This is a genomic window from Sphingobacteriia bacterium, from assembly GCA_017304685.1.
Classification (GTDB): Bacteria; Pseudomonadota; Alphaproteobacteria; order Rickettsiales; family 33-17; genus JAFKLR01.
Genome location: JAFKLR010000004.1, coordinates 428,760 through 443,211, shown reverse-complemented (window position 1 = coordinate 443,211; position 14,452 = coordinate 428,760). Strand labels below are relative to the sequence as shown.

Here is a 14,452-nt window from a genome sequence, read left to right as displayed (position 1 = left end):
ACCTAGTAAAATTTATTTTTATCAATTAATTCGCTTTTGCGACTTTAAGTTCAGGTTGTTTATCTAGTTGTAAGAAATCACTACCATTTTTAGCTAGATATTCCTCATATTTACCTTTAAAATCGGTGACTCTTCTTGGAGTTATTGCAATAATTCTATCAGCGACGCTCATAGCAAAATCTCTATCATGCGTTACCATAATTACTGTACCTTTAAAATCAACTAGTGCGCGTTTTAATTCATCCTTAGTTTCAATATCAAAGTGGTTAGTTGGTTCGTCTAAAATTAGCACATTAGCTTCTTCTAAAATCATTTTTGCAATTAAAAGCCTACCAGCTTCGCCACCACTTAAGTTTAATATATTTTTTTCAATTTCCTCTTTGCGGAATAAAACATTTCCTAAAATAGTTCTTACTTTAGGTTGCTGGTCATGCGATGTGTAATTTTGCATCCAATCAAAAACAGATATACTTTCATTAAGTAATTCATGGTGATCTTGTGCGAAATATGAAAATTTTGTTTCATATCCCCATTCAACATTTCCTTCATCAGGCTTTAAATTACCAACTATAATTTTAAGTAATGTTGATTTACCAATACCATTTGGCCCAACAATAATTACTTTTTCACCACGTTGTATATTAATCGAAATATTATTTAAAACTTTTTTCTCTTTAAAACTTTTACTCACATTACTTACAGTTAAAACTGTTTTTCCTGAAGGACGCACTTGAGTAAAATTAAATTTAGGGTTTAATCTTGAGCTTTTATCGATAGTTGGCAATTCCATTTTATCAATAAGTTTTTCACGTGAAGCACTTTGCTTTGAACGAGTTGCTGATGCTCTGAATTTTTCGATAAATACTTTCATTTTTTCAATCTTTTTTTCAAGATCTGCACGTTCACTTAATTTAGCTTCCGCCAGCAATTGTTTTTTAACTACAAAATTATCATAGTTACCTATGTAAGGTCTTATTTCACCATAATCGATATCTAATATGGTAGTTGCTAAATTATTAAGAAAAACTGTGTCATGTGAGATAACTACAAGAATTCCTTTAAAAGTATTTTTTAAATAATTTTCTAGCCAATAAATTGTTTGTAAATCTAAGTGGTTTGTTGGTTCATCAAGTAATAAAACATCAGGATTTTCAAATAAACTTTGTGCAAGTAATACCCTTAATTTATAACCACCAGACAGTGCTGATAATGGCTGATGATGATACTCCTCTTTTATCCCTAAACCTACTAATAATTCTGCTGCTATAACTTCTGCAGTGTAACCATCATTTTCAAAAATAACTTCTTCTAATTCACCAAGTTTATAACCATCTTCTTCAACGAATTCTTCTTTAGCAAGAATTTCTTCTTTTTCCTTCAATGCTTCCCATAAAGCTTTTTTACCTGCAATTACGGTATCAACAATTCTAGTATTTTCATAAAGAAATTGATCTTGTTTTAACCATCCAACTTTATATCTTTTTGGAATACTAACTTCACCATCTAACGGTTCTTCTTCACCTGCAAACAAACGAAGAAATGTTGATTTACCAGAACCATTAGCACCGACAAGCGCATAGCGATCACCAACATTTAAATTTAATGTTACATCAGTAAAAAGTAATTTTGAGCCGTAGCTCATTGCAAGATTTTTAATACTTATCATTTAATTAATTTTATCTCTTTTAAATATGTTAGTTTTGTATAACCCGTAATTGAAATTAATCAAGCTTTTTAAATACATCCAACCTTGCAATGAAACTTTCTTAAGCTACGTCCAGCATATAGTAGTCTGGTGCCTGAATTGGATTTTCAGAATATTGATGATCAGTTAAATTTTCTAAGCTTGTTACTAATTGTGCAGAAATTTTTCCATCAATATTTTCTGGCATATAATGTATTTGAAAAGCTTTAATTGTAAATTCTGTTTGCGGATCATAAATATCTGTTTGTTCAATTTTATAACCATTATCCGCTAATAATTTTTGAACATTTTTTAAACTTAAATCAATCTCATCTTCACGAGTTCTTTCTTCTTTTGGCCACACTCCAATTCCTTCTTTTGCAAGTAACTTCCATGGAAATTTTGCACCTGGATCAGTTTTACCTAAAATTGCATTTCCATCTTTATCAAGTCTCCACGGCGCAATATCAAAGTGACCAATAACATTTTCTTTAGGAATATTATATTTATTCATAAGTGTTTTGATTAATTCAACACCTGCTTGAATTTGATCTTGTTGGAAACCATCAAAATGATACCAATCTAAATTTCCATCACCTGTTATAGCATTTGCATAATTTGGTGAATTAAACTCAATACCAATTGAAAATGAATTTAAATTCTCATCTTGATACCACTTACTAGCACCTGCATGCCAGGCTTTTTTATTATCACTAACAAGGTTATATATAGGGTATCCATCAAGCGTAGTATCTTGTACTTGAGGAATAAAATAATGTGAGCTTACTCCGCCACCCCCATTTTCAACAGTTTTTGTAAGAATATCTAAAGCTTTTATATCATCATATCCTATACAATGAATGACTATATAACGTGGGGTTATTTCTTCATCTGTAAAATTTACACTTGGTCTATCAATAATGTTTATTTTCATAAGTTTCCCCTTCAAATTAAGTGACTAACCTTTTTGTGATGGCGAATTGGAAATTAAAGCTACTTTTCTTTCAAGAATATATTTTCTTGCTTTGCCAACTTTATTACCAACCCAGCCACCGAATTCGTTTAATTTAGGCTTAATATTGCTTGTTTTATCTTTAAGTAAATTACTAGCTGACGCTACATGTTTTGGGAAGAAATAGCAAATAGCAATCGAGATAAAAGCAGCTGTTGCAACACCACATATTATTTTAAGGGTTTTTACAGTTTTTTCTAATGAATTTTTAGACGCTTCTAACAGCTTAATATTTTCCCCATTGGTTGCATTTTCTCTAACTTGTCGTTCAGCTGCTGCTTTACCATTTTGAGCCTCTTCAAGTTGCTGTTTTAATTTAGTAACTTCTTCTGTAAAGTTTTTATCAGTTTTAGCTGATTGGAGCTCCTTAAATTGCTTCTTCAATTGAGTAATTTCTGTTACAGCTTCTTCATTAGCTTTTTCTTTCTCACTAAGATTTTCTTTAAATATTTGAGATTCATCTTCAACACTTTTTCTAGCTTTCTGCTCTTCTTCTAATTGCTTTTGCAAATTAGACGCTTGTTGTTTTAAACTTTCGATCTCAGATTCTAAAGCTGCACTTTGTTGAGTAAAATCATTTTTATTTTTTTCTTCTTCTCTTTTTAGTTTCTGCGCTTCTTCATGTAATTGTTCAATCCTTTTTGTTTCTTCTCTTATTAAGGTTTCAAGATCACTAATTTTCTTTTGAAGGTCTTGAACTTGATGTTCTTTTTCTATTTTAATTACTTTATTTTCAGAATGAAGTTGCTCACTTTGTTTTTTTAAATCTTCAATTTCAGTATTTAACGATTCTTTTTCTTTTTGAGATTGTTCAAGCTGTTGTTTTAACTGCTTAACTTCTTCTAAAACTTTTTGATTTTCACTTTTGAGTTCTTCTATTTCTGATATTGCCCGCTTAATTTCTTTTTCACTTTCATCTAGCAAATTTTGCGCTTCATTATGAGTTTCTTTAGCATTTTCAATCGCCTTTGCTTCTTGCTCTAATTTATTTTTAGCTTCAGTAACTTCTTCAAATTTTTGCTGTAAAATTATAAGCTGATTAGCAAGAGAAGTTTTTTCTTGCTTTAAAGATTCTAATTCAGTTGTTTGTTTTTCAATTAATGAATTATATTCTGCTGCTTCTTCATTATGCTTCTTTATTTTTTCCTGCTCACTTTCAAGCGTAGATTTTAACTTATCAATATTTTCCGCTAATTCCTGTTCTCTTTGAGTAAGGTTTTTCTTATATAATTCTTCTTTGTCTTCTTTATTCGCTAATTCTTGTTTTAACTCTTCTAACTCTTGACTTTTTTGCTTCAATTCTTCTTCTAGTTCAGAAAGTTTAGCTTCAAAAATTTCTTTATTTTTAGCAATTTCTAATTCTAATTGTTCTTTAGTTTCATTAAATTGTTGCTGATTATTTTGAAACTTTATTTCAGCGTCTTTAAGTTTAGCTTCACTTTCCTGAAGTTGGCTTTTTAATTCTTCAGTATTCTTTTCATAATTTTCCCTAAACGCTTCCATTTGCTTTTTTTGCGCTGTATATTCGTTTGTATACTTTGCTAATTCTTCAATATAATTTTGCTGTATTGCCTCAATTTTTTTTGCTTCATCTTCTAACTGAATTTTATTTTTTTGCCTTTCAAAGCCTATGTTAAATTGTAAATCTTTAAGCTCTCCATCTTTTTGACTTAATTTTAATTTGTATTCCTGGGTTAATTGCTCTATTTTACTTTCAAGATCACGAATATTTCTTTTTAAACCATGCTTTTCTTCTTCAAGTTTTCTTTTATCAGATGCTTCGTTTTGATTATTTTGACTTATTTCTAGCTTAGTTTTTTCTAATTCTTTTTGCGTACTTTCAATTTGTTCTAAATGTATTTTATTTTGCTCTTCTAACTTCCTAACTTTAGTTTCAGCTTCTATTTTTTCTTTTTGTAAAGTTTGAAGTTGAGTTTCATATTCAGTTAGTAAATTTATTTTTTCCTCTAATGCCTTAGTTACATCTTCTTCTTCGTTCTTCTTATTACTTATACTATTTTTATCATCTAAAAGGGGAAGATTAAGCGCTTTACGGAAACTATTAATCATTTTAAAAAAAACTTTATTTTTTTTAACTAACATTTCATTAGCAGTTCTGCTAATTCCTAACTCTTTAAGTAAATCTTCATTTTTAGCCTGTAAATTCTTAAACTCTTCTTTAAGCTTGCCTTCAACTTCTTTTACTTCTTGAATCTTTCTAAAATTATCATTAAATGATTTTTCGCTTTCTCCCTTAAGTCTATCCAGTTCACTAGATAACTTTGCAATTTCGCCCTTTAAAATTTCATTTGTTTTAGCTAAATCTTCACTTCCATTATTGTTTGTTTTGAACAACTTACTTCTTGAATTAGCTTTCATATCATTACCCTTTTTTTTATTATTATTTTCTTCAGGTTTTTGATTATTGTTAGTTCCATCTTTTCTTGGTGAATTTGTTGGGGTAGTTGCTGGAGTATCAGGATGATCTTTAACTTGAATAGTTGGCTTAGCAACTGGTTGCTCAGATCGCTTAATTTTTTCAAGTAAACTACTCAAGCTATTTTTTATCTCTTTACTTTTTGATATAATCTCTTTGTTTGTGAATTTGTTATTTTCAATTTTTTGTGCACATGTATGCACTAATTGTGTAATTTTAATAAAAGTTAATCTGTCATTATCAGCAAATCTTGAAGTTATTTTTTTTATGAATTCGGAATCCTTTGTAATCTCTTCAGGTTTAACGCTTATACCTATGGTTTTAGTAAATCCCTTTAAAGCTCTTTTTGCTTTTTCGATGTCATCATTTTCTATTACTTCTTCTAACTTTAAATTAAAGTTATTTAGCTCACTAAATTTATCTTTACTTAACTTCGACATCCCTATTTCCTTAATCTTTTATTTTTTGCAAATTATACACTAACAAATAGTTAATATAAAGTTTTATTTGTTCATTTTGTTAATATTTTATTTATTTGACTGTTATTAAATAAAAATTTAAAACTTGAACATAAACTTTTGATATATAAAAATTATGCTTATCCGCTCATCAATACTTATAAGCTTTTTTACCCTTATTTCACGCATGCTTGGGTATGCTCGGGAAATCCTTATGGCAACCGTGCTAGGGGCCGGCCCTATTGCTAATGCTTTCCATGTAGCCTTTAGGTTTGCGAATGTTTTTAGAAGTTTCTTTGCAGAAGGAGCTTTTACTTCTTCTTTTGTACCTATATTTACAAAGAAACTTAATAATGAAGGTATTGAAAAAGCAAGTTTTTATGCAAGCCAAACCTTCTCGATGCTTATACTTGCCTTAATAGCTTTATCTGTAATTGCTGAGTGGCAAATGGATAAGATTATGACAGTTCTAGCTCCTGGCTTTAATAACGAACCTGAACTATTCAATTTAGCAGTTACTTTTGCTAGAATCACCTTCCCTTATTTATTCTTTATGTCTTTAAGCGCGCTTTTTGGTGGAATGTTAAGTAGCGTTGGGAAATATTCTAGTATTGCTATTTCTCCTATTATTTTAAATCTTTGCATGATGGTCGCTTTAGTAATTAAAAGTGATGATAAAGAATATATAGGCAAGTTATTATCCTTAAGTATTGTAGTTTCTGGGTGTTTTCAGTTAGTTTTAGTTCTTTATATAGCTATTAAAAATAAACTTTTCGTAAAACTTGTAAAACCTTCACTAAATTCTGATACTAGAAAATTTTTAAAAACTATGATTCCAGGAGTTTTAAGTGCCTCAGTAGTACAAATTAATTTATGGGTAAGCACTTCAATTGCAACTCTTTTTGAAAAAGCCGTGTCTCTTATGTATTATTCTGATAGGATAGTACAATTGCCTCTAGCTCTTATTGGCACCTCTATTTCAATGGTATTACTCCCTGTTTTATCTAAATATCAATTAACTGATTCCTCTAAAACTAATGATATAAAAAACCGCACTATTGAAATTACTATGCTTTTAACCCTTCCAACAGTAATTATCATTATTGCGCTCGCTGAACCAATAATTGTGTCGACATTTGAATATGGAGCATTTACTAAGGAAGATAGTCAGGCCACAGCTAACCTTATGATTATAATGACATTAGCTTTACCTGCTTACATTCTAAATAAAATATTTACCCCATGTTTTTATTCTATTCATGATACTAAAACCCCCTTTAAAGTTGCTTTAATGTCGCTTTTATTAAACATTGCTGTAAATATGTTATTTTTAGGATTTCACAAAACTTACTTAGGAATTGCTATTGCAAGCACCATTTCATCTTGGTTTAACGTTACTCTTTTATATTGTTATTTAAAAAGATTCGATTTAATCAAATTCGACAAACGCTTAAAACGTAAATTATTAGCGAATTTATTTGCATGTTTGATTTTAATCGCTATTATGTTTCTAATTATTAAAATTAATATTGCTCTTCCTACGCTAATTTTAACATTAATTAAAGTAGGGATAGCTTACTCGGCTTTTATAATTATTGCTTTCTTATTTAAAGCTTACGATTTTACTGAAATTAAAGGCATTTTGATTTATAGGAAAAAATAATTATATTGCTTAATAAACAGTCATAAATAGTGATTTAACATAATATCAGTCGCTTATTTTTGAATTTTAATCATTGACTGTTTCTATATAAGATATTATTATGCTCACAAAAATTTATTAATGGGTTCAGAAATGGCAAATCATAAATCGGCTGAAAAAGCTCACAGAAAATCACTCAAAAGAGCTTCAATTAACCGCGCTAGAAGAAGCAGAATTAAAACTTTTATTAAGAAAGTAGAAGTTGCGATTGCAGCCGGTAATAACGATGACGCTCGTAAAGTTTTATCACATGCTCAAAGCGAAATTATGCGTGGCGTTACAAAGAAAGTTTTAAGCCTTGGTACCGCTTCAAGAATGGTTAAGAAGCTTGCAGCGAAAGTTAAAGCTATGGCAGCGTAACTTTTAAAATTTGGTAAAATTTATTAAATGACAGCAGAAAAAATTTTCGAATTTGATGTTACTCTTTTAGAAATCCTTGCTTGTCCGCTAACAAAGCAGCCTCTTAAGTTCAATGAAATTACTAATGAACTTATAAGCGAGGCTGCTGGACTTGCCTTTCCCATAATTGATGGTATACCCGTTCTTCTTACAGACCACGCTAGAAAATTATAATTTTTAATTTTTAGGTATATGTAACAATTATTTAAGGTTTATCACCTTAAATAAAAGTAAATATATTAATTATCTCATTGACATATTGGTTAATTTTTAGTATAAATCTTTTCAATAGTTAATTATTTAATGAGTTTTAAATGTTTGATTTTTTAACTAAAAAATTGTCAAGTGTATACGATAGCACAATAGATAAGATAAAAGAAGGAACAAACCATTTTTTAAATAAAGCCTGTCAAACCTTAAAAAAAGCTAGCAATTATTTTCTTGGAAATGTTTTCAATGCTCTTTCCCTAGATGAAAATAAATATGAAAGCCCTTACGGAAAAGCCTACGCAAGAATGGCAAAAAGCATTGTATATCTTACCCCTATTATTTTCAGCGCTTATTTTGCAAAAGAAGCTTTCACTGCCTTTGCAGTAATTGCAAGTAGCTTCGCTACCGTTTGTAGTAAATTTACTATTCTTTTAATTACAATAAGTACAGTAGTTACAACTTTATCCTTTTTAGCAAGTTCAAGTGACGCAGATCATAAAGAAGCACCAAAGAAAGCAGAATTAAAAGATGCTCAAGACCAACATAAAAGAGATACAGAAGCTGCTAAGTTGAAATTAAAACAGACGCAAGTAGAAGTAAATCAACAGTTAATTAATTTGTTTAAAAATCAATTTAATCCTTTTAATTTCCAACCTACAGCCCCAATAGTAAGCGAACCTGTAAGTCGTGATGAAATTATTGATGCAGATTCAAAGGAAGTAGAAGTAAAAAGAGCTATTTTTGACCAGGCTCAAGTTTTACATGTTAATAATTACTCTACGAAATCTCCAGTGCGTACGGTCTTTGATTTAAATAGACAAGCCGACAACTTTTTAGGAACAGATATAAAATAATTTAATTAATAATATACTGGGTGTTTGAATTCTCAGTATATTATTTTAATAATTCTTCAATCTCTTTAGATAAATATTCAAAACCATGAGCACCCTTATAAGGCTTACCATTAATAAGCATAAATGGTATAACATCTATATTTAATTGACTAGTGGCTTCTTTTTGAGATCTTAGTAATTGATCTTGCAAATATTCATTATTCATACATTTTTCAAATTTGTTTTTATCATATCCTGCAAGAGATGCTATATTTTCTAATCTATTTAGATACTCTGATGATATAACCCAATGTTCAAATTGCTTGGATAAAACTTTAATTATTTTATAATAATCTTTTTCACCTTCACAATAAGCAAGCATTGTTCCGGCTAAACTTACACGATCATTTAATATAGATCTATTTACGAAAGCTATTTTATTATTATCAATATAGGCCTGTTGTAACTTAGGGAAAGTTTTCGTATAAAAAGTAGCACAATGAGGGCAAGTTAAAGAAGAATACATTATAATTTGTACTTTAGCATCTCTATTACCCAAGACATAGTCACTATCCAATAACTTATTGTAATCCAAAGCTAAAGATATTTTACTTACCATCATCATTAAAATTAAAAAATACTTCTTCATAAAATTCCTTAACGTATCCTCTAAAATAAGTTTACAACTAAACTAAATCATGATATTAGCGTTAGTTTAATTTAATAACATAGTTTTGTATATAATATACGAAAAATTTTTCATTAAAAAATAATATTTTAATAACAATGCAAATTTTAGCTTGTAACAGTAATAAGGTCTTAGCGGAAAAAATTGCAACCAATTTGGGTGTAAAATTAATAAACGCTAATATAAAAAGATTCCTTGATAACGAAATTTTCGTAGAAGTTATGGATAATGTCCGTGGCCAAGATGTGTTTATTATTCAATCTACAAGCTTTCCTGCTAATGACCATTTAATGGAATTATTAATTACAATTGATGCATTGAAAAGAGCTTCTGCTAAAAGAATCACTCCTGTTATCCCTTACTTTGGATATGCAAGGCAAGACCGTAAACCCGGACCAAGAACCCCTATTTCTGCTAAATTAGTTGCCAATTTAATAACTGCCGCAGGCGCTAATAGAGTTTTAACAGTAGATTTACATGCAGGTCAAATTCAGGGCTTTTTTGATATCCCTGTTGATAACTTATATGCAATGCCTGTATTTGTAAGCGATATTTTAGCTAATTTTAAAAGTAAAAATTTAACAATTGTTTCTCCTGATGTTGGAGGAGTGGTAAGAGCTAGAGCCTTAGCTCAAAAATTAGGAGTTGATTTAGCAATTGTTGATAAACGTCGTGAAAAAGCTGGCATTTCAGAAGTTATGCATATTATTGGTGATGTACATGACAAAGATTGCATAATGATTGATGATATTGTTGATTCTGCAGGAACTTTATGCAATGCTGCTGCAAAATTAATTGAACAAGGAGCTAGAAGTGTTAGCGCTTACGTTACCCATGGAGTGTTATCGCAAGGAGCTTTAGAAAAAGTAAAAAATTCTAAATTGCAAAATTTAGTGATTACCGATAGTATCTACAAACAAGAAATTAACGAGATAAGTAATATTAGACAAGTTTCAATATCAGGACTTATGGCGGAAGCGATAAGAAGGGTATCAGAAGAAACTTCTGTCTCTAGTTTATTTGATTAAAGGAGAAAATTTAATGTCAATAGCTGCGCAAATAATTGAAGGTGAATATAGAACTAACTTAGGTAAAGGTTCTGCTCGTGAATTAAGAAGGAACAAAAAGGTTCCAGCAATAATTTATGGTAAAAATAAAGAAAATGTGAACATAACACTTGATGCAAAAGAAATGACTGTTCGTATGCATAAATCAGGGTTTATGGCACAATTATTAAACATTAAAGTTGGAAAAGAAACTTATCTAGCTCTTCCATATGAAGTTCAACTTCATCCTGTAAGTGATAGTATTGAACATATTGACTTTATTCATGTTGATGAAAAATCAGAAGTAAAAGTACATGTAAAAATTCATTACACTAACCAAGATAAAACTATTGGTATTAAACGTGGTGGCGTACTTAACATAGTTCGTCGTGAAATTGAGTTAGTTTGTAAGGCTCAAAATATCCCTCACTTTATTGAATTTGACCTTAGTACTTTAGACATTGGTAGCAGTATTCATATTAATGATATTGACTTACCGGCTGGTACAAGATTTGCAGGCACCGAAAATGTTACTCTTGTAACTATCGTTGGTCGTGTTGATGACGCGGAAAATCCAGCTGCTCAATCTCAACAATAACAAATAAATGAAGTTAATTTGTGGGCTTGGTAATCCAGGCCCTGAATATACTTTAACTAGACATAATATTGGCTTTTTGTTCATAGATTATTTTACAGAATACTTGAATCAAAAGGCCAATTCTTCTATTTCCTTTAAACATAAATGGCAAGGCGAAATCGCCACTACCAACTACAAAGGTAATGAACTTGTTCTTTTAAAACCCATAACTTTTATGAATTTATCAGGTAAATCGGTTCAACAAGTTGCAAGTTTTTATAAAATAAAGGTAGAGGACATTTTAGTAATTCATGATGACATCGATCTTGATTTTGCAAAAATCAAAGTTAAACAAGGTGGTAGTAGCGGCGGACATAACGGTTTAAAATCAATCGATAGTTTAGTAGGAAATAATTATTTCCGCTTAAGAATTGGAGTAGGCAAAAAAGGGAATGCTTCAAGTCATGTATTAGGTAAATTTAAAGAAGCCGAGTTAGATGAATTAGAAGGATTATTTTTAAATATAGCTAATAATTTTCAAACACTTTTAAATAAAGATTTAAATAATTTTACAACCAAAATAGCATTAGAAAAATAGAGGGTTTTATGGGTTTTGCATGTGGCATAGTTGGCTTACCAAATGTTGGGAAATCTACATTATTTAACGCACTTACTGCGACCCAAGCTGCAGAAGCTGCAAATTATCCATTTTGTACAATTGAACCAAATGTTGGAAAAGTTTCTGTACCAGATAATCGCTTAGAAACTTTAGCAAAACTTGCAAGTTCACAAAAAATTATTCCTACTCAACTCGAATTTGTTGATATTGCAGGTCTTGTAAGAGGCGCAAGTAAAGGCGAAGGTTTAGGTAATCAATTTTTAGGACATATTCGTGAAGTAGATGCTATTATCCATGTTTTAAGATGTTTTGAAGATGAAGATATTACTCATGTTGATGGCTCAGTAGACCCGCTTAGAGATGCTGAAACAATTGAACTAGAACTTATATTAGCTGATATGGAAAGTTTAAATAAAAGACTTCCAGGTTTTGAAAAAAAAATTCGTTCAGGAGATAAACAAGCTAAAGAACAATTTGAATTAATAAAAAAAGTTCTTCCTGTACTTGAAGCAGGTAAGCCAGCTCGTTCAATTACTTTTGATAAAGATGAAATTCCTACACTTAAATTACTTCAATTACTTACAACTAAAAAAGTATTATATGTTTGTAATGTAAAAGAAGATGAAGCAAGTAAAGGTAATAAATGGACTGAAGAAGTTGGGAATTTTGCTAAGAAAAATAATTGTAAACATGTAATTATTTCGTCAAAAATAGAATCAGAAATCGCAGGCTTAAATTCAGAGGAAGAAAAGCAAGAATTTTTATTAGATTTAGGCTTAGAAGAAACTGGATTAAAGAAAATTATTAAAGCTGGCTTTGAATTACTTGATTTAAGCACATTTTTTACTATTGGACCAAAGGAAGCTCATGCCTGGACTGTAAGAAAAGGCGCTACAGCTCCTGAAGCGGCAGGTGTTATTCATACCGATTTTGAAAAAGGATTTATCAGAGCTGAAACAATTTCTTACGAAGATTATGTTAAATGTAACGGTGAGAATGGCGCTAAAGAAGCTGGTAAAATGAGGCTTGAGGGTAAAGAATACACCGTACAAGATGGTGATATCTTCCATTTTAGATTTAACGTATAATAATTATTGTTTATTTAAGTAGATTAAAAGATTCAATATTTACTTTTTCTAAATTAGATTTACCAATCTCTTTTATTATTGGCATAGTAATTTTGTTTTGTTCTTTCTTTTTATCAAATGCTATGGATTCTATAGCTTTATTTAGCAAATTATTTTCTAATTGATAGGGTAAATTATAAAGTTTTAAAACTTCTAAAGTTTCTTCCACAATATTGTTAGGTGTAATACCAAGCTTACTAGTAAGTTGAATTTCATAGGCCATACCGATGCTTACAGCAAAACCATGCGAAATACTAAAGTTACTCGCAGTTTCAATCGCATGTCCTATAGTGTGGCCAAAATTTAAAGCCTTTCTCTCACTTGCATCATTTAAATCTTTTTCAACAAATTTATTTTTTAATTCAACACCGGTTTTGATAATATGAATTAAATTTTCTTTCTGAAATTTTACTATGTTTTGATAATTAGTTTTAAGATAATTAAATAAATCTTTATCGCATAAAATAGAAATTTTAATTAATTCTGCAATACCATTTAAAAATTCTTCTTGAGAAAGAGAATTCAAAAAAGCAACATCAGAGATTACTAAACTCGCTGGATAAATAGTTCCAATGTAATTTTTATATGAATTAACATTAACACCATTTTTTCCGCCAATTGAGCTATCAACCTGTGATAAAAAGCTAGTAGGTATTTGAATAAAATTAATTCCGCGAAATAATATACTTGCAACAAAACCTGTTATGTCCCCTACTACACCTCCACCTAAAGCTATCAAGCAGCTATTTTTTGATAAACCTAAGTTAGTAAGATGTTCACATAAATAATTCACTATTTGCAAAGTTTTACTTTCTTCCTTTTCATCAATAACAATAAAATGAACCGGAGAAATTATAGAAAAAAAGTTTAAAACAGTTTGTAAGTATAACTTACTAATTGTTGCATCAGTTATAATTATAAATTTTTCAATGTTTAGAGAATTTAAGGTTTCTATTAATAGTGAATTTTCAAAATCGTCAAATAAATGTGAACCAATTATTATTTCACCTTCTTGAGTTTCATGACATTTGAATTTAATAGTTTTCATCACCAAAATATTGATTAATAGCGTTAATAATCATTTTTACAGTTTCAGCATGAGTTTTATTATCACTAGAAATTGTTATATGTGATTCAGCATAAACTGGATATCTTTCTTCCATTAAAGATTGAAGAATTTGTCTTTTATCTCCATGTTCTAATAAGGGGCGTGTATTTCTGCGTGATACCCTTTCTACAATTACATCTAAACTTGCATTAATCCAAATTGATAAACCTTTTTCATTAATAAGATTTTTTACATCAGGATTAATATAAGATCCACCGCCTGTAGCAATAATTTTGCCTTCCGGTTTTTCAAGAAGGGCTTTCATTGTTTGATGTTCAATTTTTCTAAAATAAGCTTCTCCGGCATAATAAAATATGTCAGAAATTGAACAACAAGCTGATTTTTCTATTTCTTTATCACTATCAAAAAAAGGTAAACCAAGTTGTAAAGCAAGACGATAACCAATGGTAGTTTTCCCTGATCCCATGAGTCCTACAAGAACTATTGGCTTGTTAATTTTTAAAATATTCATCTTGCTTTAATATTTAATTGTTTTAATATTAAAAGAGATAATGGTTGATAAGCACCTAAAAGACAATAAGTTTTTAAAAA

At 29.7% G+C, this 14,452-nt stretch carries 14 protein-coding genes; 8 read left to right on the top strand and 6 right to left on the bottom strand.

Features of this window, described 5'->3' with window-relative positions:
• Positions 1-25 precede the first annotated feature (25 nt).
• The 3 genes from J0H68_07525 to J0H68_07515 form a co-directional block, all read right to left on the bottom strand.
• Positions 26-1,666: an ABC-F family ATP-binding cassette domain-containing protein gene (locus tag J0H68_07525; protein ID MBN8828540.1), complete on the bottom strand. Its 1,641-nt coding sequence runs from the start codon at positions 1,664-1,666 to the stop codon at positions 26-28.
• A gap of 100 nt (positions 1,667-1,766) precedes the next feature.
• Positions 1,767-2,618, bottom strand: coding sequence for an N-acetylmuramoyl-L-alanine amidase (locus J0H68_07520; protein MBN8828539.1), 852 nt, complete (start codon positions 2,616-2,618; stop codon positions 1,767-1,769).
• Positions 2,619-2,642: 24 nt separating this feature from the next.
• The gene (locus J0H68_07515) at positions 2,643-5,573 is read right to left on the bottom strand and encodes a hypothetical protein (protein ID MBN8828538.1); all 2,931 of its coding nucleotides are present in this window, start codon (positions 5,571-5,573) and stop codon (positions 2,643-2,645) included.
• Between the two features lie 154 nt (positions 5,574-5,727).
• Here J0H68_07515 and murJ point away from each other — a divergent pair, with 154 nt between their 5' ends.
• The 4 genes from murJ (at position 5,728) to J0H68_07495 (ending at position 8,756) form a co-directional block, all read left to right on the top strand.
• The gene (murJ, locus tag J0H68_07510) at positions 5,728-7,254 is read left to right on the top strand and encodes a murein biosynthesis integral membrane protein MurJ (protein ID MBN8828537.1); all 1,527 of its coding nucleotides are present in this window, start codon (positions 5,728-5,730) and stop codon (positions 7,252-7,254) included.
• Between the two features lie 132 nt (positions 7,255-7,386).
• Positions 7,387-7,653: a 30S ribosomal protein S20 gene (gene rpsT, locus J0H68_07505; GenBank protein ID MBN8828536.1), complete on the top strand. Its 267-nt coding sequence runs from the start codon at positions 7,387-7,389 to the stop codon at positions 7,651-7,653.
• Between the two features lie 27 nt (positions 7,654-7,680).
• Entirely contained in the window at positions 7,681-7,866 is a 186-nt protein-coding gene (locus J0H68_07500) for a Trm112 family protein (GenBank protein MBN8828535.1), read from the top strand.
• Between the two features lie 140 nt (positions 7,867-8,006).
• Positions 8,007-8,756, top strand: coding sequence for a hypothetical protein (locus J0H68_07495; protein ID MBN8828534.1), 750 nt, complete (start codon positions 8,007-8,009; stop codon positions 8,754-8,756).
• A gap of 40 nt (positions 8,757-8,796) precedes the next feature.
• Here the strand turns inward: J0H68_07495 and J0H68_07490 are convergent, their stop codons facing one another.
• Positions 8,797-9,384: a thioredoxin domain-containing protein gene (locus J0H68_07490; protein ID MBN8828533.1), complete on the bottom strand. Its 588-nt coding sequence runs from the start codon at positions 9,382-9,384 to the stop codon at positions 8,797-8,799.
• 137 nt (positions 9,385-9,521) lie between these two features.
• On the opposite strand from J0H68_07490, the gene J0H68_07485 reads away from it, so the two are divergent.
• The 4 genes from J0H68_07485 to ychF are packed head-to-tail and all read left to right on the top strand — an operon-like array spanning position 9,522 to position 12,753.
• Positions 9,522-10,451: a ribose-phosphate pyrophosphokinase gene (locus J0H68_07485; GenBank protein ID MBN8828532.1), complete on the top strand. Its 930-nt coding sequence runs from the start codon at positions 9,522-9,524 to the stop codon at positions 10,449-10,451.
• 13 nt (positions 10,452-10,464) lie between these two features.
• Complete coding sequence (locus J0H68_07480) at positions 10,465-11,067, top strand: 50S ribosomal protein L25/general stress protein Ctc (GenBank protein MBN8828531.1); 603 nt, start codon at positions 10,465-10,467, stop codon at positions 11,065-11,067.
• 7 nt (positions 11,068-11,074) lie between these two features.
• On the top strand, positions 11,075-11,644 hold the full coding sequence (locus J0H68_07475; protein ID MBN8828530.1) for an aminoacyl-tRNA hydrolase: 570 nt from the start codon (positions 11,075-11,077) through the stop codon (positions 11,642-11,644).
• Between the two features lie 8 nt (positions 11,645-11,652).
• Entirely contained in the window at positions 11,653-12,753 is a 1,101-nt protein-coding gene (gene ychF / locus J0H68_07470; GenBank protein MBN8828529.1) for a redox-regulated ATPase YchF, read from the top strand.
• 10 nt (positions 12,754-12,763) lie between these two features.
• On the opposite strand, the gene aroB is transcribed toward ychF, so the two are convergent.
• Positions 12,764-13,840 (bottom strand): 3-dehydroquinate synthase, encoded by a 1,077-nt coding sequence (gene aroB, locus J0H68_07465; GenBank protein MBN8828528.1) that lies wholly within the window; start codon positions 13,838-13,840, stop codon positions 12,764-12,766.
• Entirely contained in the window at positions 13,827-14,372 is a 546-nt protein-coding gene (locus tag J0H68_07460; GenBank protein ID MBN8828527.1) for a shikimate kinase, read from the bottom strand. Before J0H68_07460 ends, aroB begins: the two co-directional genes overlap by 14 nt.
• Positions 14,373-14,452: the final 80 nt, after the last annotated feature.

Excerpts from the sequence above, each read along its gene's own strand:
- J0H68_07525 (MBN8828540.1), bottom strand. The coding sequence starts at position 1,666 with ATGATAAGTATTAAAAATCTTGCAATGAGCTACGGCTCAAAATTACTT.
- J0H68_07520 (MBN8828539.1), bottom strand. The coding sequence starts at position 2,618 with ATGAAAATAAACATTATTGATAGACCAAGTGTAAATTTTACAGATGAA.
- J0H68_07515 (MBN8828538.1), bottom strand. The coding sequence starts at position 5,573 with ATGTCGAAGTTAAGTAAAGATAAATTTAGTGAGCTAAATAACTTTAAT.
- murJ (MBN8828537.1), top strand. The coding sequence starts at position 5,728 with ATGCTTATCCGCTCATCAATACTTATAAGCTTTTTTACCCTTATTTCA.
- rpsT (MBN8828536.1), top strand. The coding sequence starts at position 7,387 with ATGGCAAATCATAAATCGGCTGAAAAAGCTCACAGAAAATCACTCAAA.
- J0H68_07500 (MBN8828535.1), top strand. The coding sequence starts at position 7,681 with ATGACAGCAGAAAAAATTTTCGAATTTGATGTTACTCTTTTAGAAATC.
- J0H68_07495 (MBN8828534.1), top strand. The coding sequence starts at position 8,007 with ATGTTTGATTTTTTAACTAAAAAATTGTCAAGTGTATACGATAGCACA.
- J0H68_07490 (MBN8828533.1), bottom strand. The coding sequence starts at position 9,384 with ATGAAGAAGTATTTTTTAATTTTAATGATGATGGTAAGTAAAATATCT.
- J0H68_07485 (MBN8828532.1), top strand. The coding sequence starts at position 9,522 with ATGCAAATTTTAGCTTGTAACAGTAATAAGGTCTTAGCGGAAAAAATT.
- J0H68_07480 (MBN8828531.1), top strand. The coding sequence starts at position 10,465 with ATGTCAATAGCTGCGCAAATAATTGAAGGTGAATATAGAACTAACTTA.
- J0H68_07475 (MBN8828530.1), top strand. The coding sequence starts at position 11,075 with ATGAAGTTAATTTGTGGGCTTGGTAATCCAGGCCCTGAATATACTTTA.
- ychF (MBN8828529.1), top strand. The coding sequence starts at position 11,653 with ATGGGTTTTGCATGTGGCATAGTTGGCTTACCAAATGTTGGGAAATCT.
- aroB (MBN8828528.1), bottom strand. The coding sequence starts at position 13,840 with ATGAAAACTATTAAATTCAAATGTCATGAAACTCAAGAAGGTGAAATA.
- J0H68_07460 (MBN8828527.1), bottom strand. The coding sequence starts at position 14,372 with ATGAATATTTTAAAAATTAACAAGCCAATAGTTCTTGTAGGACTCATG.